This is a genomic window from Pseudomonas sp. UM16, assembly GCF_050312595.1.
Lineage (GTDB): Bacteria > Pseudomonadota > Gammaproteobacteria > Pseudomonadales > Pseudomonadaceae > Aquipseudomonas.
This window is the reverse complement of sequence record NZ_JBNPJT010000010.1, coordinates 97,136-120,571: the sequence shown is the minus strand read 5'-3', so window position 1 is coordinate 120,571 and position 23,436 is coordinate 97,136. Positions and strand designations below refer to the sequence as shown.

The window sequence follows — 23,436 nt, the reverse complement described above, 5'->3', positions numbered from 1 at the left end:
AAAAATAAAAAAGCTTGGCGAATTGACCTAGTACATTCATCACGACAATTTGCCGCTCTTACACTCCGCCCAACACCAGACCATCTGTTGGGATACGGTTATGTCAGAGCTTTCGCTTAACGCTATTTACCTCGCCCGCCAGCGCATCGCTGGCCTGGTGCGTTCGACGCCGTTGGAGTATTCGCCGAGCTTGTCGCAGCGGGTTGGGGTGGCGGTGTACCTCAAGCTCGAATCTCAGCAGATCACCGGCAGCTTCAAACTGCGTGGCGCCAGCAATGCCATTGCCCAGCTCGATGCCGAACAAAAAAACTGCGGCGTAGTAGCGGCTTCCACAGGCAATCATGGTCGTGCCTTGGCCCATGCGGCTTCACAATTGGGGGTGAGGGCGACGATTTGCCTGTCGCAGTTGGTGCCGGACAACAAGGTGCAAGCCATTCGCGACCTTGGCGCTGAAGTGTGCATTGTCGGCAACTCCCAGGATGACGCCCAGCGCGAAGCCGAGCGCATTGCCACCGAGCATGGCGCTATCTTGCTGCCGCCATTCGATCACCCGGCAATCATTGCTGGCCAAGGAACCTTGGGCCTGGAAATTCTTGAGCAGTTACCACAGGTCGCCCAGGTGCTGGTGCCGCTGTCTGGAGGCGGTCTGTTTGCTGGTGTCGCATTGGCACTGAAAAGCGCTAGTCCGGCCATCACCCTGCACGGAATCAGCATGCGCGATGGCGCGGCAATGCACGCCAGCCTCAGCGCAGATCAGCCGGTCCAGGTGCAGGAGCTGCCGACGCTGGCCGACTCCCTCGGTGGTGGCATCGGCCTGGACAACCAATACACCTTCGCCATGACCCGTGATCTTTGTGACCAACTGCACCTGCTTGATGAAGGCTCAATCGCTGCCGGTATGCGCCACGCCTATCGTCAGGAGCGGCAGGTGGTGGAAGGCGCTGGCGCGGTCGGCATCGCCGCCTTGCTCGAGGGCCTGATCCCGGCGCGTGGCCCGATTGTGGTGGTGGTCAGCGGTCGCAATATCGATATCGAACAACACCTGCGGGTGATCAACGGCGCTGACGCCTGATTTTCTATGGAGGATGTGTGATGCCTGCTACTACCTTGCTCAGCGAAGCCAATTTGCGAGCGTGCGTCAGCCTCGACCATGCGGTGCTCGAAGCTATCGAGCAGGCCTTTTTCCTGCTGGCTACAGCGGCGGTGGCCATGCCGCCGATCCTGCGCCTGGATATTCCGGAGCACCACGGCGAGGTCGACGTGAAAACCGCTTATTTGCCCGGGCTTGATCGCTTTGCAATCAAGGTCAGTCCAGGCTTTTTCGACAATCCAAAACTGGGGCTGCCGAGCCTCAACGGCATGATGATGCTGTTGTCTGCGCGTACCGGATTGCTCGACGCCTTACTGCTCGACAACGGCTATCTCACTGCAGTGCGCACCGCTGCCGCAGGTGCTGTCGCTGCGCGCTGGCTGTCACGCGATGACAGTCGCTGTGTGGCCTTGATCGGCACCGGTGAGCAGGCACGTTTGCAACTGCGGGCGTTACGCCTGGTGCGTTCGATCAATGCTGTGCGGGTATGGGGCCGGGACGCAGACAAGGTTGCAGCCTTGTGCGATGAACTCGGCCGTGATGGCAGCCTGCACGTCCAGGCCTGCACCTCGGTCGATGAGGCGATGCACGGCGTCGATATTGCCATTACCTGCACGCCAAGCTGTGAGCCACTGATCGCCGCCCGTCATCTGCAACCTGGCCTGCACATCACCGCTATGGGCTCGGATGCCGAACACAAGAATGAAATTGCCCCAGAGGCACTGGCAGCGGTTGACCGTTATGTCGCAGACCGCCTGAGCCAGACCCGTGTGCTGGGCGAGATGCACCATGCGCTCAAGGCTGGGCTGATCAATGAGGAACGCGGTTTCAGTGAGCTGGGCCAGGTAATCAGCGGGCTGCGGCCGGGGCGCAGTGCTGCCAGTGAAATTACCTTGTGCGACCTGACTGGTACCGGGGCCCAGGACACCGCCATTGCCAACCTGGCCTTCGAGCGTGCGCTCCAGGCTGGCAAGGGATTGCAATTCAACAGCTGATCACTCCGATTTTTCCCCCAACGAGGGTATTTGTATGTCTGAGGTCGTCGTCAATCTGCCGTTCAGCCGGCAGGAATATGCACAGCGCCTGGCCAAGACCCGTGCCGCGATGCAGGCGCAAGGTATCGAGTTGTTGTTGGTTACCGACCCGTCGAACATGGCCTGGCTGACCGGTTATGACGGTTGGTCGTTCTATGTGCACCAGTGTGTGTTGCTTTCGCTAGAGGGCGAGCCGGTCTGGTATGGCCGGGGTCAGGACGCCAATGGCGCCAAGCGCACGGTTTTTATGCAGCACGCAAATATCATTGGCTACCCGGATATCTACGTGCAGTCGCGTGAACGTCATCCCATGGACTACCTGTGCCAGGAGGTGATCGCTGCCAGAGGCTGGAGCACGCTGAACATCGGCGTGGAAATGGACAACTACTACTTCAGCGCCGCTGCCTATCTGTCACTGCAAAAGCATCTGCCCAAGGCCCGTTTCAGTGATGCCGCCGGCTTGGTCAACTGGCAACGGGCGGTGAAGTCGAGTCAGGAAATTGAGTACATGCGCATCGCTGCGCGCATTGTCGAGAACATGCACGCCAGAATTCTCGAACGAATTGAACCCGGCATGCGCAAGAACGAACTGGTAGCTGAGATCTACAGCATCGGCATCCGCGGTGCCGATGGCTTCGGCGGCGACTACCCGGCAATCGTGCCGTTGCTGCCCACCGGTGCCGATGCCAGCGCGCCGCACCTGACCTGGGATGACACGCCATTTGCCAAAGGCGCTGGGACCTTCTTCGAGATCGCCGGGTGCTACAAGCGCTATCACTGCCCGCTGTCGCGCACGGTCTACCTGGGCAAGCCGCCTCAGCATTTCCTCGAAGGCGAGAAAGCCGTGGTCGAAGGTATTGCTGCCGGCCTGGAGGCAGCCCGCCCCGGCAACACCACTGGTGATGTGGCCAAAGCTTTCTTCAAGGTGCTGGAGAAGTTCGGTATCCACAAAGACAGCCGTTGCGGCTACCCCATCGGTATCAGCTACCCGCCAGATTGGGGCGAACGCACCATGAGTCTGCGCCCGAGTGACACCAGCGTTTTGCAGCCAGGTATGACTTTCCACTTCATGCCGGGCCTGTGGATGGACGATTGGGGCCTGGAGATCACGGAAAGCATTCTGATTACCGAGACCGGCGTCGAGACGTTGTGCAACGTGCCGCGCCAACTGTTCGTGAAGGAGTGAGTCATGAACGCACCTCTACCTGACACCACCCTGGCGCAGAATCCGATCAGCAGCTCGGTCGATTTCGAGCGTGATGGTGTGCAACACGGTTTTCTCAAATTGCCTTATTCACGCGATGATTCGGCCTGGGGTGCGGTGATGATTCCGCTCACCGTGGTCAAGAATGGCACCGGACCGACGGCGCTACTCAGCGGTGGCAATCACGGTGACGAGTACGAAGGCCCGGTGGCCCTGAGCAAGCTGGCACAACGCCTTAAAGCCGATCAGGTCTGTGGTCGAGTGATCATCGTTCCGTTCATGAACACCCCGGCGTTTCATGCCGGTCAGCGCACCTCGCCGATTGACAAAGGCAACATGAACCGTAGCTTCCCCGGCAAGCCGGACGGCAGCGTAACGGAAAAGATTGCCGACTATTTTCGCCGCAGCCTGCTGCCGTTGGCGGATATCGTCCTGGACATTCATTCCGGCGGCCGCACCCTGGACTTTCTGCCCTTCGCTGCTTGCCATGTCTTGCCTGACAAAACCCAGCAAGCTCGCTGCGAGGCCGCCATGCATGCCTTTGCCGCGCCTTACAGCATGCGCATGTTCGAACTGGATGCACAGGCCATGTATGACACAGCAGCGGAAAGCCAAGGCAAAGTGTTTGTCACCACTGAGCTGGGTGGTGGCGGTTCCTCCACGGCCAAAAGCGTTGCCATAGCCGAGCGTGGTGTACGCAACCTGCTGATTCACGCTGGGATCCTCAGCGCCGAGGTGGCTCCTGCGCCTGCGGCGTCAATCATGCTCGACATGCCTGGTGATGACTGCTTCGTGGCCAGTGAACATGACGGTTTGCTGGAGATGTGCCGCGACCTGGGTGACAACATCGAACAGGGTGAGGTCATCGCCCGCATCCACGATATCAAGCGCAGCGGTGCCGCGCCGGTCGAGTACCGCGCACGGCGTGGCGGGCTGTTGGCTGCGCGGCACTTTCCGGGGCTGGTGCAGTGCGGCGACACCCTTGCGGTGGTTGCCGAGGTACTGCGCTAGCGCGTGAGCCCATACGGTTTGGAGAACAAGATATGCCACATAAGCATGCGTTGACGTTCAAAACCCTCTGTCATGTTGACGGCCAATGGTTACATAGCACCACGGGCAACAGTATTGCCGTACACAACCCAGCCACCCGCCAGGTGATTGGACATGTGCCATTGCTCGAACACGAGCAAATTGTCGCTGCCATTGACGCCGCCCAGCGCGCCTTCAGCCCATGGCGGGCACAGAGCCTGGACGCGAGGGCGGCGCTGTTGCGGCGCTGGGCCGAATTGATTCTGGCGCATCAGGAAGACCTGGCGCGGATCCTCAGTGAAGAGCAGGGCAAGTCGTTAGTCGAGTCGCGTGGCGAAATCGCCTATGCCGCCAGTTTCATCCCCTGGTTCGCCGAAGAAGCCCGGCGCTTGTATGGGCAGACCATTCCCAGCCACATCCCCGGTGCTCATCTGGGCACGGTGAAGGAACCGGTGGGGGTCTGTGCATTGCTCACGCCGTGGAACTTCCCCAGCGCGATGATCACCCGCAAGGCCGCCGCAGCCCTGGCGGCTGGCTGCACCGTTGTGGTCAAACCGGCACACGAAACTCCGTTCTCGGCCCTGGCCCTGGCTCAGTTGGCAGAGCAGGCGGGTTTTCCTGCTGGCGTGTTCAATGTGGTCATCGGCGAGCCGCAGATGACCATGCAAACCCTGGTGCGTGATTCACGCGTGCGTTCGGTCAGCTTCACTGGCTCCACCCGGGTCGGCAAGCTGGTGCTGCAGGCGGCAGCCCAGGATGTGAAGAAAGTCGCACTGGAGCTGGGAGGTAATGCGCCATTTATCGTCTGCGCCGATGCAGACCTTGACCTGGCGGTGAAGGTCGCCGTGGCGGCCAAGTTCCAGACCTCAGGGCAGGATTGTTGTGCCGCCAATCGGATCATGGTGCAACGGCCATTGTATTCAGCCTTCGTGGCCCGCTTCGCCGAAGCGGTCAAGGCCCTGCGGGTGGGGCCTGCAATGGTGGAGGGTGAAGAGATGGTGGTCGATGTCGGCCCCTTGATGCACCAGGGCGCTTTCGATGCCACCTGTGCACGGGTCGAGGATGCCATGCAAAAAGGCGCGCGGCGCCTGGCGGGCGGAGAGGGGCATGCCTTGGGTGGCTGGTTCTATCAGCCGACCGTACTGGCGGATGTCACTCCGCAAATGCGTATCTACCAGGAAGAAAACTTTGCCCCGATCGCTGGCGTCATGCCTTTTGACAGCCTCGATGAAGCCGTCGCCATGGCCAACGATAGCGAATACGGCCTGGCGGCCTACATCTGTTCCAACCGCCTGGACCAGGTCTATCCACTGATTCGTCGACTGGACCACGCGATGGTTGCAGTCAACGGCGTGAAGTTCACTGGCCATCCGATTCCGTTTGGTGGCATGAAGGCCTCAGGCCTGGGCCGCGAAGGCGGTAGTGAAGGCTTCGAACCCTTTGTAGAAACCAAATACTTCTGCGTGCACCACCAAGGTCAAATTTAAGGAGCGTTGCCATGAGCCAAACATTCAGCCAACTGTTCGAACAAGACCGTGCCCATTTCATGCACCCCTCAACCCACGCCCATGATCACGCTAGCGGTGCGCTCAAGGGGCGGATCATTACCGGTGCCGAGGGCATCCGTTTGCGCGATCACGAGGGGCGGGAGCTGATCGATGCCTTTGCCGGCCTGTACTGCGTGAACATTGGTTACGGCCGCACTGAAGTGGCCGAGGCGATCTACAAGCAGGCCAAGGAGCTGGCCTACTATCACACCTATGTCGGCCACTCGACCGAGGCGATCATCGAGCTTTCCAGCCGCATCATCGACTGGGCGCCAGCGGGCATGAAAAAAGTCTATTACGGCTTGTCCGGTTCCGACGCCAACGAAACCCAGGTCAAGCTGGTGCGTTACTACAACAACATCCTCGGTCGCCCGCAGAAGAAGAAAATCATCTCTCGCGACCGTGGCTATCACGGCTCGGGCATCATGACTGGCAGTCTCACCGGGCTGGCCAGTTTCCACCAGAACTTTGATCTGCCGGTGGAGGGGGTCAAGCATACCGTCTGCCCACACTGGTACCGCAAGGCACCGTCGGGCATGGATGAGACGGCCTTCGTGCAGTACTGCGCCAACGAATTGGAAAAGATGATCCTCGCCGAGGGCCCCGATACTGTGGCTGCTTTCATCGGCGAACCACTGATGGGCACCGGTGGCATCATCGTGCCGCCGAAGGGCTATTGGGCGGCAATCCAGGAGGTGCTGAGCAAGTACGACATATTGCTGATCGCCGATGAGGTGGTCTGCGCATTTGGTCGACTGGGCTCGAAAATGGGCAGCCAGCGCTATGGCATGAAGCCGGATCTGATCACCACCGCCAAAGGCCTAACCAGCGCCTATGCACCATTGTCAGCGGTCATTGTTGGCGAGAAGGTGTGGAGCGTGATCGAGCAGGGCTCGCAAAAAGAAGGCGCTATGGGCCATGGTTGGACCTACTCGGGGCATCCGGTGTGTGCGGCGGCAGCCTTGGCCAACCTGGACATTCTTGAGCGGGAAAACCTCACCGAGAACGCCGAGACCGTGGGTGCCTACCTCAACCAAAAGTTGCGCCAAACCCTGGAAGGGCACCCGCTGGTCGGAGAAGTGCGTGGTGATGGCATGCTCGCGGCAGTGGAGTTCATGGCTAATCGCCAAGCGCGCACGCCGTTCGATCCAGCCTTCAAAGTGGGGCCGCAAGTATCGGCGGCGTGCCTTGAACGTGGCATGGTTGCTCGCGCGATGCCGCATGGCGACATCCTCGGCTTTGCACCGCCGCTGGTACTGACCCGTGAAGATGCCGACCTGATCGTCGCCATCACCCAAGAAGCGGTCGATGAGGTCGCCAGCAAAGTGCTCGGCTGACCCTGACAGCACAAAGCCCCGTTTTGGTACGCACAGACGGGGCTTTGTGGTTTATCGACTTGCTCAGGAGCGTTCGGGAACCATCCGGAATGGATAGTTGGCAGCTTTGTACGAGCCGATCTTGCCGCGCTTGGGCAGCTTGATCTTTTGATCTTGGGTGATGTCTTTGTAAGGCACTTGCTCAAGCAAGTGTTTGATGATGTTCAGGCGCACCCGGCGCTTGTCTTCTGAGTTCGCCATGTACCAGGGCGCCCAGGAGGAGTCGGAAGCGGCGAACATGTCGTCGCGTGCGCGGGTGTATTCATCCCAGCGGCTGAACGACTTCAGGTCCATCGGTGACAGTTTCCAGATCTTGCGACCATCGGTGATACGTTCTTCAAGACGCCGCTGTTGTTCTTCGGCGCTTACCTCCAGCCAATACTTGACGAGAATGATGCCGGATTCGACCAGCATCTTTTCGAATAGGGGTACCACGGTGAGAAACTTCTTCGCTTTGTCTTCGGAGCAGAAGCCCATCACCCGTTCGACGCCAGCGCGGTTGTACCAGCTGCGGTCGAAGATCACTACTTCGCCAGCCGAAGGCATGTGCTGAATATAGCGCTGGGCATACATCTGGCTCTGTTCCCGTTCGGTCGGCGCCGGCAGGGCGACAACCCGGAACACCCGCGGGCTGACCCGCTCGGTGATGGCCTTGATGGTGCCACCCTTGCCCGCGCCATCACGGCCTTCGAAGACCACACAAACCTTCAGGCCCTCGGCCACTACCCACTGCTGTAGTTTGACCAGCTCGACGTGCAGGTCCTTGAGTTGCTGATCGTAATCCTTGCGCGGGAGCCGCTCTACGCTATGTTCCTTGTTCTTTTGCTTCTTAGCCATGCGCCGAGTCCTCGTGATTGAAAGTGGATCTGAGTATAGGCATGGCATCAGCGCCGGGTGGCTGATTGAGGGCAATAGAAATGAAAAACCCCTTGAGGCGGATTGGCCTCAAGGGGTTTTGGTTTTCAACGCGATGCTGGGGCTTAGACGTTGAAGCGGAAGTGCATCACATCACCGTCTTTGACAATGTAGTCCTTGCCTTCCAGGCGCCATTTGCCGGCTTCCTTCGCACCGCCTTCACCCTTGTACTGGATGAAGTCGTCATAGGCGACCACTTCGGCGCGGATGAAGCCTTTCTCGAAGTCAGTGTGGATCACACCGGCTGCCTGCGGGGCGGTAGCGCCGACGCGCACGGTCCAGGCGCGAACTTCCTGCACGCCGGCAGTGAAGTAGGTCTGCAGGTTGAGCAGGCCGTAACCGGCGCGGATCACACGGTTCAGGCCAGGTTCTTCCAGGCCCAGGGCCTCAAGGAACATGTCTTTTTCTTCGCCTTCGTCGAGCTCGGCGATTTCCGCTTCGATCTTGTTGCACACCGGTACCACGACAGCGCCTTCTTCTTCGGCGATGGCGCGCACGACGTCCAGGTGCGGGTTGTTGTCGAAGCCATCTTCAGCGACGTTGGCGATGTACATGACCGGCTTGCTGGTCAGCAGGTGGAAGCCACGGACCAGTGCCTTCTCGTCATCAGCCATGCCCTTCATCAGGCTGCGCGCTGGCTTGCCTTCGGTGAAGTGCGGGATCAGTTTTTCCAGGATGGCTTTCTGTGCCAATGCATCCTTGTCACCGCCCTTGGCATTGCGCGCAACTTTCTGCAGTTGCTTCTCGCAGCTGTCGAGGTCGGCGAAGATCAGTTCCAGGTCGATGATTTCGATGTCGCGCTTAGGGTCGACGCTGTTGGAGACGTGAATCACGTTCTCGTCTTCGAAGCAGCGCACCACGTGGGCGATGGCGTCGGTCTCACGGATGTTGGCGAGGAACTTGTTGCCCAGGCCTTCACCTTTCGATGCGCCGGCTACCAGGCCTGCGATGTCGACGAATTCCATGGTGGTCGGCAGCACGCGGTTCGGCTTGACGATGGCCGCCAGGGCATCCAGGCGCGCATCAGGCATTGGCACGATGCCGCTGTTCGGCTCGATGGTGCAGAAAGGGAAGTTCTCTGCCGCGATACCCGACTTGGTCAGCGCGTTGAACAGGGTGGACTTGCCGACGTTGGGCAAACCGACGATGCCGCAATTGAAACCCATGGTGAATCCCTCTTCGTGGAGTCAGGCCTTCTGGCTGTGCAGCTCTCTCATCGCACGCGTCCAGTCGCCGGCGAGGATGTCCGGCAGCACGCCGAGGGCAAAATCGATACTGGCGTCCAGTTTCTCCTGCTCGGCGCGTGGCGCCTTGCCCAGGACAAAACCGGAGACCCTGCTGCTGTCACCCGGGTGGCCAATGCCAAGCCGCAGACGGTGAAAGTCGTTGTTGTTGCCGAGCTGCGCAATGATGTCGCGCAGACCGTTGTGCCCACCATGGCCGCCGCCTTTCTTGAGTTTGGCGACGCCGGGGGGCAGGTCGAGTTCGTCGTGGGCCACCAGGATGGCATCTGGCGGGATGCGGAAAAAATTCGCCAGTGCAGCAACGGATTGACCGCTGCGGTTCATGAAGGTGGTCGGGATCAGCAGACGAACGTCGTTGCCCTGAAAGCTGAATTTAGCTGTCAGGCCGAAATATTTGCGGTCAGCAGTCAGATTGACACGCTGGGCGCTGGCAATGCGTTCTACGAAAAGAGCCCCTGCGTTATGCCGGGTCTGTTCGTATTCGGGGCCAGGGTTTCCCAGGCCGACGATCAGTTGGATGGCGGTCACGTCAGGGGCTCTTCCTTGGAGTTGGGGGTTACAGTGCGGGGCACTGTAACCCGATCAACGCCGGCGTGCTGAGATTACTCAGCAGCGCCTTCTGCAGCTTCAGGCGCAACACGCGGAGCGTGAACGTTGGCAACAGCCAGGTCGTTACCGTGAGCCAGAGCGACGAACTCGACGCCTTTCGGAGCTTTGAGGTCCGACAGGTGAACGATGGTGCCGACTTCGGCGTTGGCCATGTCGACTTCGATGAACTCAGGCAGGTCTTTGGCTTCGCAGGAAACTTCGATCTCGGCCACTACGTGGGAGATTTCGCCGCCTTTCTTGACCGGTGCTTCTTCGTTGATGAAGTGCACAGGAACGATAGCGGTCAGTTTCTGGCCAGCAACAACGCGAACGAAGTCAGCGTGCATGATGAACTGCTTGGCTGGGTGACGCTGCATGGCTTTAACAACGACGTTTTCTTTCTTGCCGTCGATGTTCAGTTCGATAACGTGGCTGAAAGCAGCTTCGTTTTCGAACAGCTTGGCCACTTCTTTAGCCAGCATGGTGATGGATGCAGGCTCTTTGTCGCCACCGTATACAACGGCAGGGACTTGGGCGGCGAGACGACGCAGGCGGCGGCTCGCACCTTTCCCCAGGTCGGTACGCGCTTGGGCGTTCAGAGTGAAATCAGTCATTTTGTATCTCCAAAATAGCCATCTCCCGAAGGCGTTTGCGACCAGCGCCAAACGGGATGGGCAAAAAAGCCCCGCCCCAACAGCAAGTGTTGGGGCGGGGCGCTTTTCGTCAACGAGAGGTTCGCGAGGGCAGGACCCTCAGCGGAACATCGCGCTGATCGATTCTTCGTTGCTGATGCGGCGAACCGCCTCAGCGACAACCGGTGCTATATCCAGTTGACGGATACGGTCACAGGCTTGTGCAGCAGCGGACAACGGGATGGTATTGGTAACCACCAGTTCGTCCAGCACGGAGTTCTCGATATTCTCGATCGCCCGACCCGACAGGACAGGGTGCGTGCAGTAGGCGTAAACCTTGGCAGCGCCGTGTTCTTTCAGAGCCTTGGCCGCGTGGCACAGAGTGCCGGCGGTATCGACCATGTCGTCGACGAGAATACAGGTACGTCCTTCGACGTCGCCGATGATATGCATCACTTCGGAGTGATTAGCCTTTTCACGGCGTTTGTCGATGATACCCAGATCAACACCCAAGGACTTGGCAACAGCACGTGCACGCACGACGCCGCCGATGTCCGGGGACACGATCATGAGGTTCTCGAAACGCTGGTCTTCGATGTCATCCACCAGAACGGGGGAGCCGTAGATGTTATCTACCGGAATATCGAAGAAACCCTGGATTTGGTCAGCGTGCAGATCGACAGTGAGAACACGGTCGATACCGACGACGGTGAGCATGTCAGCGACGACTTTGGCGCTGATAGCTACACGCGCCGAACGCGGACGGCGATCCTGGCGGGCATATCCGAAGTAAGGAATCACGGCAGTGATTCGGGAGGCTGAGGAGCGGCGGAAGGCGTCGGCCATCACTACCAGTTCCATCAGATTATCGTTGGTTGGCGCGCAAGTCGGCTGAATGATGAAAACGTCTTTACCGCGGACATTTTCATTAATCTCAGTGCTGATTTCGCCGTCGGAGAATTTACCGACAGAAACATCACCCAGTGGGATATGCAGCTGACGTACGACACGCCGAGCCAGATCGGGGTTAGCGTTCCCCGTAAAGACCATCATCTTGGACACGCGCAGTACCTGAAGGCTGAGGGTATACCTGGATGAGTATAAGGAAAATGGCAGGGGCGGCTGGATTCGAACCAACGCATGGCAGGATCAAAACCTGCTGCCTTACCGCTTGGCGACGCCCCTGTATTTGTTGCTGCGAGCACCTTGTACTCGATTCCTAGAGCAGACTTTGAAGCGTGCGATGCAACATCGAAACGTTGCTTCCCTTTGCCACAAATCCTGTTTGGGTATCTGCAAGAAGGGCCAAAACTTTATCAGCTTCAGCTTTGCTTGGGAAGGCCCCAAACACACAACTTCCAGTTCCGGTGAGTCTAGCGTCAGTGAATTTGCTTAGCAAACTCAGTGAGTTACGTACCTCTGGGTAACTCTGCTCTACTACCGGTTGGCAGTCATTTCGACTGTTTCCCTTGGGAGCGGGGCGCATCTTAATGGGCAAGGAATCACGTGTCAACTGCGGATGTGAAAAAATTTCTGCTGTACTAACAAATACTTGCGGAACCAGCACAACATACCAGGGTTCTTCCGGGTCAACCGGGGTCAGTTTTTCACCTACGCCTTCGGCGAAGGCTGCATGGCCGCGGACGAATACCGGGACATCAGCGCCCAGCGAAAGCCCCAGTTCGGCCAGTTGGTCTTCACTGCAATCCAGTTTCCACAGAAGGTTCAGGCCGAGCAGGGTGGTGGCCGCATCGGAGCTGCCACCGCCGATCCCGCCGCCCATGGGCAGGATTTTCGTCAGCCAGATGTCGGCGCCCAGGGTACAGCCGGACAGTTGTTGCAGCTTTCGCGCTGCCTTGACGATCAGGTTGCTGTCGTGGGGCACGTTGTCGATGTCGCTGTGCAAGCGGATCTGGCCATCGTCACGGACGGCGAATTGCAGTTCGTCAGCATGATCGATGAACTGAAACAATGTTTGCAGCTCGTGATAGCCATCAGGGCGGCGACCAAGGATATGCAGCATCAAATTGAGCTTGGCTGGAGCGGGCAGGGTCAGGCGGGTCATGTCAATGCCCCAGCTGGCGCGGCTGCCAGTCTTTTACCACGACGGTTACGTCGATATTCTGGCCGTGCAATTTGAGACGCTCGGGCAACCAGTAACCGTTTTGCTTGGTATAGCTCAGGTATTGCACGTCCCAGCCATCTTGTTTCAGGCGGGCCAGGCGGCTGTCGCTGTCCAGGGTCAGCTGACTTTTGCTGTTGGGGGCGGGCAGGCCACGAACCCACCAGACCAGGTGCGAGACCGGCAGCTCCCAACCGAGCTGTTCTGCCAGGAGGGCTTCGGGGTTCTTGGCTTCGAAGCGGCCCTGGTTGGCAACTTCCAGCACCACGCCACCAGGACGACCGGTCAGCCGGGCAGCGCCGCGACCCAGCGGGCCGGACAGGCGAATGTCGTAATAATCCTGGCGTTGCAGCCAGAACAGGGTGCCGCTACCGGAGTCTTTCGGCGCGCGAATACCTACCTTGCCGTTGATCTGCCAGCCATCCAGGGTGCTCAGCTGTTGCTTGTGTTCGCGCCACAGCTGTGGGCTGCCCTGGCCCTGAAGGGCTTCACGGGAACCGAAGCCGGCACAGCCGGCAAGCAGGGCGATCAGGCTGAAAGTGATGCAGTGGCGCAAAAACATAGGCTTAAAGAGTCTCGGATCCGGTCAGGCGCAGAACAGTCTTGCGCAGGATAGGGCTGTCGGGTTGGGCTTCGAAGCCTTTGGCCCAGGTCTGGCGAGCTTCACGACGTTTGCCGTTGGCCCACTGCACTTCACCCAGGTGCGCGGCGACTTCGTGGTCGGGGAAGCGCTCCAGGGCCTGGCGCAGCAGACGCTCGGCTTCGTCGAGATTGCCCAGCCGGTAGTTGACCCAGCCCAGGCTGTCGAGCACCGCAGGATCGTCCGGGGTGATCTGATGAGCCTTGTCGATCAGCGCCTTGGCTTCGGCATAGCGCGTGGTGCGATCAGCCAGGGTGTAGCCCAGGGCATTGAGGGCCATGGCGTTTTCCGGTTCGCGGGCGATGATGCTGCGCAGGTCCTTTTCCATTTGGGCCAGGTCGTTGCGCTTCTCGGCCAGCATGGCGCGGGTGTACAGCAGGCTATTGTCGTCGGGGTACTGCTTGAGGGCCTGTTCCAGTACTTGCAGGGCCTGGGCATCTTTATCGTTGTTGCCCAAGGCCTCGGCTTCGATCAGATACAGCTGAATGGCATAGTCGGGCTGGGTGTCGCGAGCCAGGGCCAGGCGTCGCGAGGCTTCGCTGCTGCGGCCATTGGCAACGAGGATGTCCGCCTGGCGCAGTTGCGCGGGCAGGTAATCGTTGCCTGGGCCGACCTGGGCGTACTCATCCAGGGCGGCTTGTTGCTGGTTGCGTTCTTCGTGGATGCGGCCCAGGTTCAGGTGCGCCGCGTCGACATGGCTGTCTCGTTCGATCAGTTCCTGCAGATAACCGGCCGCTTCGTCCCAATTTTTGGTTTCCAGGCAGATCAGTGCCAGGGAATATCGCAGTTCGTCATCATCCGGGTATTGCTCAACCAGGCTGGAAAACTCGACCTTGGCGTCGTCCAGGCGATCCTGTTCAACCAATGTGCGGGCGTAGGTCAGGCGCAGGCGTTTGTCGTCCGGGTATTGGCGGATGGTTTTCTGCAGCAGTGGCAGAGCTTCTTCGCCACGGCCGACGCTTTGCAGCAGGCGCGCGCGCAACAACACCGGGGCAATCTCGCCCTCTTCAGGTGGATGCTCTTCAAGCAGCGTCAGCGCTGCGTTGGAATTGCCGTCCTGCTGCAGCAACAGGGCCTTGCCGAACACCAGCTGACCATTGTCTGGGTACTTCTGCAGCAGGCGGTCGAAGCTCTTCTGCAGGCCGTCGCGGGTGTCCTGGTCGGTTTCGGCAGCCGACAGGGCAAGGAAATCGAAATGAGTGTCGCCTTTGCCCTGGAGTACTTTCTCCATGTAGACCATGGAGTCGTCGTAACGGCCCGCGCGTGCCAGCTGGATGGCCGCGGCGCGCTGGGCGTCAAGGCTGCTTCGGTCATTTTTCGCCCAGATCAGTGCGGTATCCAGGGCAGACTGGTCAGCCCCCAGGTATTCGGCAATGCGGTAAGCACGTTCGGAAATGCCCGGGTCCTGGGTTTTGATCGCTTCGGTGACATAGTTGTCCAGCGCTATGTCAAAGCGATTGCGCTGGCCGGCCAGCTCTGCAGTCAACAGGTTGTAGACGGTTTCCTGGCTGAACGATCCATAAACCACAGGCTTGTCCGGCTGCTGTGCGGCATCAACGGCAGGCGTCTGGGCGTCCGTTGAATCGGGGGCCAGGGTCTGGCAGCCCTGGAGCAGGGCCAAGGCAAGGAACAACGCGTAGGATCTATTCATATGAGGATTTGGGCGGCTTACCAGCGGTCGGATCATCATGACACAAGCGCCGGGGCAAACCCATAAGCGAAGGTCTCGGTAGGGGTAGACTATAGAGACAATAGCGAGCGGTGGTTGTTCTGAAACCTGCGAAGTAGGACAATTATCGGCTTCTCGTCATAATCAGCGATCTTGCATGGCCTTTCTTGCCCTCGGTATCAACCATAAGACTGCCTCGGTAGACGTACGCGAGCGCGTGGCGTTTACCCCTGAGCAGTTGGTGGACGCCTTGCAGCAGCTCTGCCGACTGACCGCCAGCCGTGAGGCGGCGATCCTTTCGACCTGTAACCGCAGTGAACTCTATATAGAGCAGGATCACTTGGCGGCAGAAAGTATTCTGCGCTGGTTGGCTGAATACCATCAGCTGAGCCTCGATGAGCTGCGCGCCAGTGCCTACATCCATGAAGATCATGACGCCGTGCGGCACATGATGCGCGTCGCCTCCGGGCTCGACTCGCTGGTGCTGGGCGAACCGCAGATCCTCGGACAGATGAAGTCCGCCTATGCCGTGGCACGCGAAGCTGGAACCATCGGGCCGCTGCTTGGCCGTCTGTTTCAGGCGACCTTCAGTGCCGCCAAGCAGGTGCGTACGGATACCGCAATCGGTGAGAATCCGGTGTCGGTGGCTTTTGCCGCGGTCAGCCTGGCCAAGCAGATCTTCAGTGACCTGGGGCGTAGCCAGGCCTTGCTGATTGGCGCCGGCGAAACCATCACGTTGGTCGCGCGGCACCTGCATGAACAGGGCGTGCGGCGTATCGTGGTGGCCAACCGCACCTTGGAGCGGGCCAGTACCCTGGCCGAGCAGTTCGGTGCTCATGCGGTATTGTTAGCCGATATTCCCCAGGAATTGGTCAATAGCGATATCGTTATCAGTTCCACTGCCAGTCAACTGCCGATCCTCGGCAAGGGCGCGGTGGAAAGTGCGCTGAAGCTGCGCCGGCACAAGCCGATTTTCATGGTCGATATCGCCGTACCACGCGACATCGAGCCAGAGGTCGGTGAACTGGACGACGTTTATCTCTACACCGTCGATGACCTGCATGATGTCGTCGCCGAGAACCTCAAGAGCCGCCAGGGCGCTGCCCAGGCCGCCGAAGAGCTGGTTTCGGTGGGTGCCGAAGATTTCATGGTGCGTCTGCGCGAGCTGGCTGCGGTCGATGTGCTCAAGGCGTACCGTCAGCAAAGTGAACGTCTGCGTGACGAAGAACTGCAAAAGGCCCAGCGGCTTCTGGCCAACGGTGCCGGCGCCGAAGAGGTGCTGGTGCAACTGGCGCGCGGGCTGACCAACAAATTGCTCCATGCACCCAGTGTGCAACTGAAAAAGCTCTCTGCCGAAGGCCGCCTCGATGCGTTGGCCATGGCCCAGGAACTCTTTGCCCTCAATGAGGGTTCGACGGATAAAACCCCGCAATGAAAGCGTCGCTGCTCAATAAGCTGGACACCCTCCAGGACCGTTTCGAGGAATTGACCGCCCTGCTGGGTGATGCTGAAGTCATTTCCGACCAGACCCGCTTCCGTGCCTATTCCCGTGAATACGCCGAGGTCGAGCCTGTGGCCGCCACCTACGCTCAATGGCGCAAGGTCCAGGATGACCTGGCTGGCGCCCAGGCGTTGCTCAAGGACAATGACCCCGACTTGCGCGAAATGGCGGTGGAAGAAGTGCGCGAAGCCAAGGTGCAATTGGCTGAGTTGGAGCTTCAGCTCCAGCGCATGCTGTTGCCCAAGGATCCTAACGACGGCCGCAACGTGTTCCTGGAAATCCGTGCCGGTACCGGCGGTGATGAGGCGGCGATTTTCTCCGGTGATCTGTTCCGCATGTATTCGCGCTACGCCGAACGTCGTGGCTGGCGCCTGGAAATCCTCTCGGAAAACGAGGGTGAGCATGGTGGCTACAAGGAAATCATCGCGCGAGTCGAGGGCGAGCATGTCTATGGCAAGCTGAAGTTCGAGTCCGGCGCCCACCGTGTTCAGCGTGTGCCGGAAACCGAATCCCAGGGCCGCATCCACACCTCGGCCTGCACCGTGGCGGTACTGCCCGAGCCTGATGAACAGGTGGCGATCGAGATCAACCCGGCGGACCTGCGGGTTGATACCTACCGCGCCTCCGGTGCCGGTGGTCAGCACATCAACAAGACCGACTCGGCCATCCGCATCACCCACTTGCCCACCGGTATCGTCGTCGAGTGCCAGGAAGAGCGTTCCCAGCACAAGAATCGCGCGCGGGCGATGTCCTGGCTGTCGGCCAAACTCAACGACATTCAGACCAGCGCCGCGCAGAATGCAATTGCCAGCGAGCGTAAGCTGCTGGTGGGGTCGGGTGACCGCTCCGAGCGAATTCGTACCTACAACTATCCACAGGGCCGGGTCACCGATCACCGCATCAACCTGACCCTGTATTCCCTGGATGATGTTCTGGCCGGTGGCGTCGACGCGGTGATTGAACCGTTGTTGGCCGAATATCAGGCTGACCAACTGGCTGCACTGGGTGAGTAAATGACGATTATCGCCAGCCTGCTTCGCGCTGCGGAGCTTCCGGATTCGCCCACTGCGCGTCTGGACGTGGAACTGCTGTTGGCCGCCGCCATCGGCAAGTCGCGCAGTTATCTGCATACCTGGCCTGAGCGAATTGTCAGCAGCGAAGCGGCATTGACCTTCGCCGAGTACCTGCAGCGTCGCCGTAGCGGCGAACCAGTGGCCTATATCCTCGGCCAGCAAGGGTTCTGGAACCTGGACCTGGAAGTGGCACCACATACCCTGATTCCGCGTCCGGACACCGAGTTGCTGGTCGAGACAGCCCTGGAGTTGTTGCCCACTACGCCGGTGCGGGTCCTGGATCTGGGTACCGGTACCGGTGCCATCGCCCTGGCCCTGGCCAGCGAGCGACCGCAGTGGCAGGTCAGCGCGGTCGATCGCGTACTTGAAGCGGTGGCCTTGGCCGAGCGCAATCGCCAACGTCTGAGCCTGGATAATGTCCAGGTGCGTAGCAGTCATTGGTTCGACGCCCTGAGTGGCGAGCGCTTCGATCTGATTATCAGCAATCCGCCCTATATCGCCGCTGAAGATCCTCATCTGGTATCCGGCGATGTGCGTTTTGAGCCCAGCAGCGCCTTGGTCGCCGGTGCCGATGGCCTGGATGACCTGCGCGTTATCATCAGCCAGGCTCCTGCGCATCTGCAGCCAAGTGGCTTGTTACTGCTTGAACACGGTTACGATCAGGCCGCAGCGGTGCGTGAGTTGCTGGCTCAGCACAACTTTGAGCAGATCGAAAGCCGCATCGATTTCGGTGGGCATGAGCGCATCAGCCTGGGGCGACTGTCGTGCTGAGTGATCAGGAGCTGTTGCGCTACAGTCGGCAAATTCTTCTGGCTCAGGTCGATATCGACGGGCAATTGCGGCTGAAAAACAGCCGGGTGCTGATCGTCGGTCTCGGCGGCCTGGGTTCTCCTGTGGCGTTGTACCTGGCAGCGGCCGGTGTCGGTGAGTTGCACCTGGCGGATTTCGATACGGTCGACTTGACCAACTTGCAACGCCAGGTACTGCATGACACGCCCTCGGTAGGTCAGAGCAAGGTCGACTCAGCGTTGACCCGCTTGCAGGCAATCAACCCTGAAGTGCGTCTTGTGGCCCACCGCAGTGCGCTGGATGAAGATTCCTTGGCTAGCGCCGTGCAGGCGGTGGACCTGGTGCTCGACTGTACCGACAATTTCGCTACCCGCGAAGCGGTCAATGCTGCCTGTGTGGCCTCGCGCAAGCCGCTGGTCAGTGGTGCGGCGATTCGCTTGGAAGGGCAGTTGTCAGTGTTCGACCCACGTCGCCCTGAAAGCCCTTGCTATCACTGCCTCTACGGTCATGGCAGTGAAGCCGAGCTGACCTGTAGTGAAGCCGGAGTACTCGGTCCGTTGGTTGGCTTGGTAGGCAGCCTGCAGGCCCTGGAAGCGCTTAAGCTGTTGGCCGATTTTGGTCAGCCGTTGGTAGGTCGGTTGTTGCTGATTGATGCCTTGGGTAGCCGTTTCCGTGAGTTGCGTGTCAAGCGCGACCCGGGATGCAGTGTGTGCGGCGGGCACAATGACTGAGCAGACAACTGCGCCGATCGGCGTCTTCGATTCCGGCGTGGGTGGCTTGTCGGTGCTGGCTGAGATCCAACGCTTGTTGCCCAATGAGTCACTGTTGTACGTGGCCGACTGCGGGCATATCCCCTACGGCGAGAAATCCCCTGAGTTCATCCGCCAGCGCTGCCGCCTGGTAGCCGAATTTTTCCGTGGGCAGGGCGCCAAGGCCATGGTGCTCGCTTGCAACACTGCCACGGTGGCCGCCGTGGCCGATCTGCGCGAGCAATACCCTGATTGGCCGTTGGTGGGCATGGAGCCTGCGGTGAAGCCCGCAGCTGCAGCAACCCGCAGTGGCGTAGTAGGGGTGCTGGCAACCACCGGCACATTACAGAGCGCCAAGTTCGCAGCCTTGCTGGATCGTTTTGCCAGCGATGTGCGGGTGGTGACCCAGCCGTGCCCTGGGCTGGTCGAGTGTATCGAAGCTGGCGATCTCGGCAGCCCAACCCTGCGAGAGCTGCTTGAGGGCTACGTGAAGCCCTTGCTCGAAGCCGGTTGCGACACCTTGATTCTTGGCTGCACGCATTACCCGTTCCTCAAACCGCTGTTGGCCCAGATGGTGCCGCCATCAATCGCCATTATTGACACGGGTGCGGCGGTTGCCCGTCAGTTGCAACGGCTGTTGAGCGAACGCCAGTTGCTGTCTCTCGGCCCGGCGCGGGATGCGCAAGTGTGGACCAGTTCAAGCCCGGAACATTTGCGCAATATACTGCCAATGTTGTGGAATAAAGCTGCCAGTGTGCGAAGCTTCACCCAATAAAATAAGTGTTAAAAACACCGAAAGTTTGATGAACTAACGTCGCGCTACCGATTTCTATAATTTTGTCCGATGAGGCAAAAGAACCAACACTAGCATTAGGAAAAAGGACGTTTCTCATGAAGAAACTGCTTTGTTTGGCTGCTGTTGCAGCTGTGACCCTGGGGCAATCTTTTACAACTCAAGCGGCCGATCTCTCGTTTGCGCTTGGGCAAACTGGCGATTCGACTATGACTTATCGCTTTGGGCTGCAATCGAACTGGGATACCAGTTGGTGGCAAACCAGCGTTGGCCGGCTTACGGGTTATTGGGATGCGGGCTACACCTATTGGGACGGTGACGAGACGTCAAGCAACCACAGTCTTTCCTTCGCTCCAGTATTTGTCTACGAGTTTGCCGGAGAGTCGGTAAAGCCTTTTATCGAAGCCGGTATCGGCATAGCGGCATTCGCCAGTACTGAAGTTGAAGATAACCGATTGGGATCGTCTTTCCAGTTCGAAGACCGCATTGGCTTTGGTCTGCGTTTTGCGGGTGGACATGAAATCGGTGTGCGCGCGATTCATTACTCCAATGCCGGATTGCAAACGCCTAACGATGGCGTAGAAAACTACACACTTCATTACCGCATGCCGCTGTAAAAGCACGCTTGCCCTGCATTGTTTGCAGGGCCGCGTACTTACTTGGGCAATGGCCAGAGGTTGTTCTGTTGCAGCGCTTCCAGTACCAGGTTGGCAGGGCGCTCAGGCAGGCGTTCGAGGATGGCTTGTGCGGCACTTCGCGCTGTCCACTGTTGCAGTGCGACCGGCACCGGTGTCTGCGGGTGGTTCAGGCTCTTGGGGGCAATAATCGTCAAGTCTATGCCTTGGGTGGTGAGGGCCGTGCGCTGGCCATTCAACAGCTGTATCACGCTGTTGTCTGAGGTGAGCGGTTGGCTAGGGTCACCCAATTGCAACGATGAATACCGACTGAAAATACCGACCACCTGAGGCGAGCGACCATGTCGCAGCAGCGGCAGGGCGTTTTCCAGGCAATGCCTGGAGGCGCTGAGGTTGCTGTTGATGATGCTTTCGAACATCGCCGGTGCCGGCGTTCCCAGGGCTAGATAGTCGCAGGTCCCGGCATTGATGATCAGGCACTCAAGCGCACCCCAGCGATCAGCGATCTGTTTGGCTGCCTGCTGCGCGGTGAAGGGCTCGGTCAGGTTGCCGTCGAGCAGCAGCAGTCGTTGCGGGTACTGTTCGGTCAGGGACCGCAAAGCTTCACAACGCTTGCCGCTGGCGGCTACCTGCGCGCCTTGTTCCAACAGTTGTTCGACCAGCGTCAGGCCTAGGCCGCTGCTGGCACCGCTGACCCAGAAACGTCTGGCAATAGAACTACTCAAAATGCGATTCCTCAAACTGCCGCGTGGATAAATTCTTGAAAGCGATCAGGGCACGTTGGCGACTACTAGAGAGGTCCACAATCGGTTGTGGATACTGATTTTTAGCAAATAAACCATCAAATTGCATGGCTAAATGGATGTTTTTTCCATCGAGGTCTCCCCGTTCGGGTAGCCAGCGCTTGATAAAGTGGCCTTGGCTATCGAAGCGCTGGGACTGGCTGATGGGATTGAAAATCCGGAAGTACGGTGCCGCGTCGGTTCCCGTGGAGGCGCTCCACTGCCACCCACCATTGTTCGCGGCCAGGTCACCATCAATCAGGTGGCGCATGAAAAAGCGCTCGCCTTCACGCCAGTCGATCAGCAGGTTTTTGGTTAAAAACATCGCCACGATCATCCGTAGGCGATTGTGCATCCAGCCTGTGGCGAGCAGTTGGCGCATGGCTGCGTCGATGATCGGGATGCCGGTGCGGCCCTGTTGCCAGGCTTTCAATTCCTCAGGGGCATGACGCCAGGGTAACGCCTCGGTTTCCTGGCGAAAGGCGCGGTGGCGCGACACACGGGGATAGCCGTGAAGGATGTGCTTATAGAACTCACGCCAGAGCAGCTCATTGATCCAGGTCACTAGTCCTTGGTTGCCGCTGTCAAACTCCCCCTGATTGTGCGCGAGCGCCCGATGCAGGCATTGGCGCGGGGAAATGACCCCGGCTGCAATGTACGGCGAAAGTTGGCTGGTGCCCATTGCCGCAGGTAAATCCCGCTGTTGCTGATAGTCCTCAGCGGCTTCGTCGATAAAGCGCTGCAAACGTGCGTTGGCCTCGGCCTCACCTGCTGGCCACAGTTCGCTCAGACTGGGAGCGGGTGGCTCGAAGCCTGCCACTTGAATGGGGATCGTGTCGCTGCAGATGCCTAGCGGCGCCTGCGCTGTCAGCGGGCGTTGCAGGCTGGGGACACCCAACTGCAAACGCTGGTAACAGACCTTGCGAAATTGACTGAAGACCTGGAAGTAGCCACCGTTGCGGGTCAGGATTGTTCCAGGTTTGAACAACAGCTGATCCAGATAACCATGCACGGTTATGCCTGCGCGTGCCATCGCCGCACTGACAGCTTGATCACGACGGCTTTCGTTGACGCCGTATTCTTCATTCAGGTGCAGTGCTTGCACCTGATAGTCGCGGCAGACTTGCAACAGCACATCGGGAGCCTGGTCCCAGGTATCGGCCTCACGCAACAACAAGGGAATGTTCAGCGCCGTAAGCTGCTCGCTGAGTTGCGCCAGATTACGTAACCAGAAATCGATTTTGCATGGGGCATCATCATGGCTGCGCCACTGCTGTGCGCTGATCAGCCAGACCGCCAGAGTCGGCCCCTGGGAGCAGGCTGCAGACAGCGCGGTATTGTCGTGTACGCGCAGGTCGCTGCGCAGCCAGATCAGTTGCATGGTGCTTCCCCGGTCGAGCGTCCTTGAAAATGCTGACCGTGCAGCCAATCAGGAAGTTCGTACTTTTCTTCATTCGCGCCAGTTACGTGAATGGAATGTGATGTCTGCTCACATTGCATTGCGCAAACTCAGATTATGTACAGGTGGGTACAGGTAAACCTGTTGTGACAGATAAGCATCGGGGTGACGGCATAGATGATCTTTGAACCGCGTCAGCACAACCTCCAAGGACACGACACCAGCGTGGTATTGACTGATCAACTGACGCATTTGCTCGCGGTCTTCTTGGCTCAGTGCTTTGCGCAGGTAGCCACTCAGGTGCAGGAGCACATTAGTGTGGTTACCGCGGGTCGCACAGCGGCTTAGCGCTTGCTGTAACTGGCTGAAATAGCGAGGACCAAGGACCTGCGGGTCATCGTCGCGAGTCATGCTGCCCAGTAGTTGTCCCAGCACCTTGTACTGCTGTGGACTGCTGGCCATCAATTGGTATTTGTAGCGGGAATGAAAGTCGATAAGGGCGCTACGGTTGAGACCTTGGGCTAACAGTTGTTGCCAATCGGCCAGGAGGGCGTAGTTATCCCGCAGCACCGGATCGCGCAGGTCTTCTTCGTTGGCAAAACCGTGGGGATGCTGGCAAAAAGTG

The 23,436-nt window shown here is 59.1% G+C and carries 22 protein-coding genes, 1 tRNA gene and 1 pseudogene; 12 read left to right on the top strand and 12 right to left on the bottom strand.

Features of this window, described 5'->3' with window-relative positions; all coding sequences use genetic code 11:
* The first annotated feature begins 100 nt into the window (after window positions 1–100).
* Genes eutB through ACQRAX_RS13840 form a run of 6 tightly spaced genes read left to right on the top strand, consistent with a single transcriptional unit; the run spans window position 101 to window position 7,241 of the window.
* Window positions 101–1,072 carry a hydroxyectoine utilization dehydratase EutB gene (gene eutB, locus ACQRAX_RS13865; protein ID WP_412038523.1) on the top strand — a complete coding sequence of 324 codons (972 nt, stop codon included), beginning with the start codon at window positions 101–103 and terminating at the stop codon, window positions 1,070–1,072.
* 20 nt (window positions 1,073–1,092) lie between these two features.
* Entirely contained in the window at window positions 1,093–2,085 is a 993-nt protein-coding gene (gene eutC / locus ACQRAX_RS13860) for an ectoine utilization protein EutC (RefSeq protein WP_412038524.1), read from the top strand.
* Between the two features lie 34 nt (window positions 2,086–2,119).
* Window positions 2,120–3,310, top strand: a complete 1,191-nt coding sequence (doeA, locus tag ACQRAX_RS13855) for an ectoine hydrolase DoeA (RefSeq protein ID WP_412038525.1) — start codon at window positions 2,120–2,122, stop codon at window positions 3,308–3,310.
* 3 nt (window positions 3,311–3,313) lie between these two features.
* Window positions 3,314–4,339: a N(2)-acetyl-L-2,4-diaminobutanoate deacetylase DoeB gene (gene doeB / locus ACQRAX_RS13850; RefSeq protein ID WP_412038526.1), complete on the top strand. Its 1,026-nt coding sequence runs from the start codon at window positions 3,314–3,316 to the stop codon at window positions 4,337–4,339.
* 32 nt (window positions 4,340–4,371) lie between these two features.
* Window positions 4,372–5,844, top strand: coding sequence for an NAD-dependent succinate-semialdehyde dehydrogenase (locus tag ACQRAX_RS13845; RefSeq protein ID WP_412038527.1), 1,473 nt, complete (start codon window positions 4,372–4,374; stop codon window positions 5,842–5,844).
* Window positions 5,845–5,855: 11 nt separating this feature from the next.
* Window positions 5,856–7,241, top strand: coding sequence for an aspartate aminotransferase family protein (locus ACQRAX_RS13840; protein WP_412038528.1), 1,386 nt, complete (start codon window positions 5,856–5,858; stop codon window positions 7,239–7,241).
* A gap of 63 nt (window positions 7,242–7,304) precedes the next feature.
* Here the strand turns inward: ACQRAX_RS13840 and ppk2 are convergent, their stop codons facing one another.
* From ppk2 to ACQRAX_RS13795, 9 genes are all read right to left on the bottom strand, one after another.
* Window positions 7,305–8,117 carry a polyphosphate kinase 2 gene (gene ppk2 / locus ACQRAX_RS13835; RefSeq protein ID WP_412038529.1) on the bottom strand — a complete coding sequence of 271 codons (813 nt, stop codon included), beginning with the start codon at window positions 8,115–8,117 and terminating at the stop codon, window positions 7,305–7,307.
* A gap of 143 nt (window positions 8,118–8,260) precedes the next feature.
* Window positions 8,261–9,361 (bottom strand): redox-regulated ATPase YchF, encoded by a 1,101-nt coding sequence (ychF, locus tag ACQRAX_RS13830; protein ID WP_412038530.1) that lies wholly within the window; start codon window positions 9,359–9,361, stop codon window positions 8,261–8,263.
* A 21-nt stretch (window positions 9,362–9,382) separates the two neighbouring features.
* The gene (pth, locus tag ACQRAX_RS13825) at window positions 9,383–9,967 is read right to left on the bottom strand and encodes an aminoacyl-tRNA hydrolase (protein ID WP_045188016.1); all 585 of its coding nucleotides are present in this window, start codon (window positions 9,965–9,967) and stop codon (window positions 9,383–9,385) included.
* Window positions 9,968–10,041: 74 nt separating this feature from the next.
* Window positions 10,042–10,641 carry a 50S ribosomal protein L25/general stress protein Ctc gene (locus ACQRAX_RS13820; protein WP_412038531.1) on the bottom strand — a complete coding sequence of 200 codons (600 nt, stop codon included), beginning with the start codon at window positions 10,639–10,641 and terminating at the stop codon, window positions 10,042–10,044.
* A 138-nt stretch (window positions 10,642–10,779) separates the two neighbouring features.
* Window positions 10,780–11,721, bottom strand: coding sequence for a ribose-phosphate pyrophosphokinase (locus ACQRAX_RS13815; RefSeq protein WP_009405962.1), 942 nt, complete (start codon window positions 11,719–11,721; stop codon window positions 10,780–10,782).
* Window positions 11,722–11,769: 48 nt separating this feature from the next.
* A tRNA-Gln gene (locus tag ACQRAX_RS13810) sits at window positions 11,770–11,844 on the bottom strand.
* Between the two features lie 34 nt (window positions 11,845–11,878).
* The gene (gene ispE / locus ACQRAX_RS13805) at window positions 11,879–12,724 is read right to left on the bottom strand and encodes a 4-(cytidine 5'-diphospho)-2-C-methyl-D-erythritol kinase (RefSeq protein WP_412038532.1); all 846 of its coding nucleotides are present in this window, start codon (window positions 12,722–12,724) and stop codon (window positions 11,879–11,881) included.
* Window position 12,725: 1 nt separating this feature from the next.
* Window positions 12,726–13,343 carry a lipoprotein insertase outer membrane protein LolB gene (lolB, locus tag ACQRAX_RS13800; RefSeq protein WP_412038533.1) on the bottom strand — a complete coding sequence of 206 codons (618 nt, stop codon included), beginning with the start codon at window positions 13,341–13,343 and terminating at the stop codon, window positions 12,726–12,728.
* Between the two features lie 4 nt (window positions 13,344–13,347).
* Complete coding sequence (locus tag ACQRAX_RS13795; protein WP_412038534.1) at window positions 13,348–15,072, bottom strand: tetratricopeptide repeat protein; 1,725 nt, start codon at window positions 15,070–15,072, stop codon at window positions 13,348–13,350.
* A 175-nt stretch (window positions 15,073–15,247) separates the two neighbouring features.
* Between ACQRAX_RS13795 and hemA the strand changes: the two genes are divergently transcribed.
* The 6 genes from hemA to ACQRAX_RS13765 all read left to right on the top strand — a co-directional run bounded on the left by hemA (window position 15,248) and on the right by ACQRAX_RS13765 (window position 20,612).
* A complete protein-coding gene (gene hemA / locus ACQRAX_RS13790) occupies window positions 15,248–16,525 on the top strand; it encodes a glutamyl-tRNA reductase (RefSeq protein WP_412038535.1) in 1,278 nt (425 codons plus the stop codon).
* Entirely contained in the window at window positions 16,522–17,604 is a 1,083-nt protein-coding gene (gene prfA, locus ACQRAX_RS13785; RefSeq protein ID WP_412038536.1) for a peptide chain release factor 1, read from the top strand. Before hemA ends, prfA begins: the two co-directional genes overlap by 4 nt.
* Window positions 17,605–18,435: a peptide chain release factor N(5)-glutamine methyltransferase gene (gene prmC, locus ACQRAX_RS13780; protein ID WP_412038537.1), complete on the top strand. Its 831-nt coding sequence runs from the start codon at window positions 17,605–17,607 to the stop codon at window positions 18,433–18,435.
* Complete coding sequence (locus ACQRAX_RS13775; RefSeq protein WP_412038538.1) at window positions 18,429–19,184, top strand: molybdopterin-synthase adenylyltransferase MoeB; 756 nt, start codon at window positions 18,429–18,431, stop codon at window positions 19,182–19,184. The genes prmC and ACQRAX_RS13775 overlap by 7 nt, the downstream gene beginning before the upstream one ends.
* A complete protein-coding gene (gene murI, locus ACQRAX_RS13770; RefSeq protein ID WP_412038539.1) occupies window positions 19,177–19,977 on the top strand; it encodes a glutamate racemase in 801 nt (266 codons plus the stop codon). The genes ACQRAX_RS13775 and murI overlap by 8 nt, the downstream gene beginning before the upstream one ends.
* A 116-nt stretch (window positions 19,978–20,093) precedes the next feature.
* Window positions 20,094–20,612, top strand: a complete 519-nt coding sequence (locus ACQRAX_RS13765; RefSeq protein WP_412038540.1) for an acyloxyacyl hydrolase — start codon at window positions 20,094–20,096, stop codon at window positions 20,610–20,612.
* Between the two features lie 38 nt (window positions 20,613–20,650).
* Here ACQRAX_RS13765 and ACQRAX_RS13760 read toward each other — a convergent pair whose 3' ends face one another.
* From ACQRAX_RS13760 to ACQRAX_RS13750, 3 genes and pseudogenes are all read right to left on the bottom strand, one after another.
* Window positions 20,651–21,355: an SDR family NAD(P)-dependent oxidoreductase gene (locus ACQRAX_RS13760; RefSeq protein WP_412038541.1), complete on the bottom strand. Its 705-nt coding sequence runs from the start codon at window positions 21,353–21,355 to the stop codon at window positions 20,651–20,653.
* Window positions 21,348–22,793 carry a deoxyribodipyrimidine photo-lyase gene (gene phrB, locus ACQRAX_RS13755; RefSeq protein ID WP_412038542.1) on the bottom strand — a complete coding sequence of 482 codons (1,446 nt, stop codon included), beginning with the start codon at window positions 22,791–22,793 and terminating at the stop codon, window positions 21,348–21,350. Before phrB ends, ACQRAX_RS13760 begins: the two co-directional genes overlap by 8 nt.
* Window positions 22,794–22,901: 108 nt before the next feature.
* Window positions 22,902–23,402 (bottom strand): annotated as a pseudogene (locus ACQRAX_RS13750) (YbgA family protein); the annotation flags it as partial.
* Window positions 23,403–23,436 lie beyond the last annotated feature (34 nt).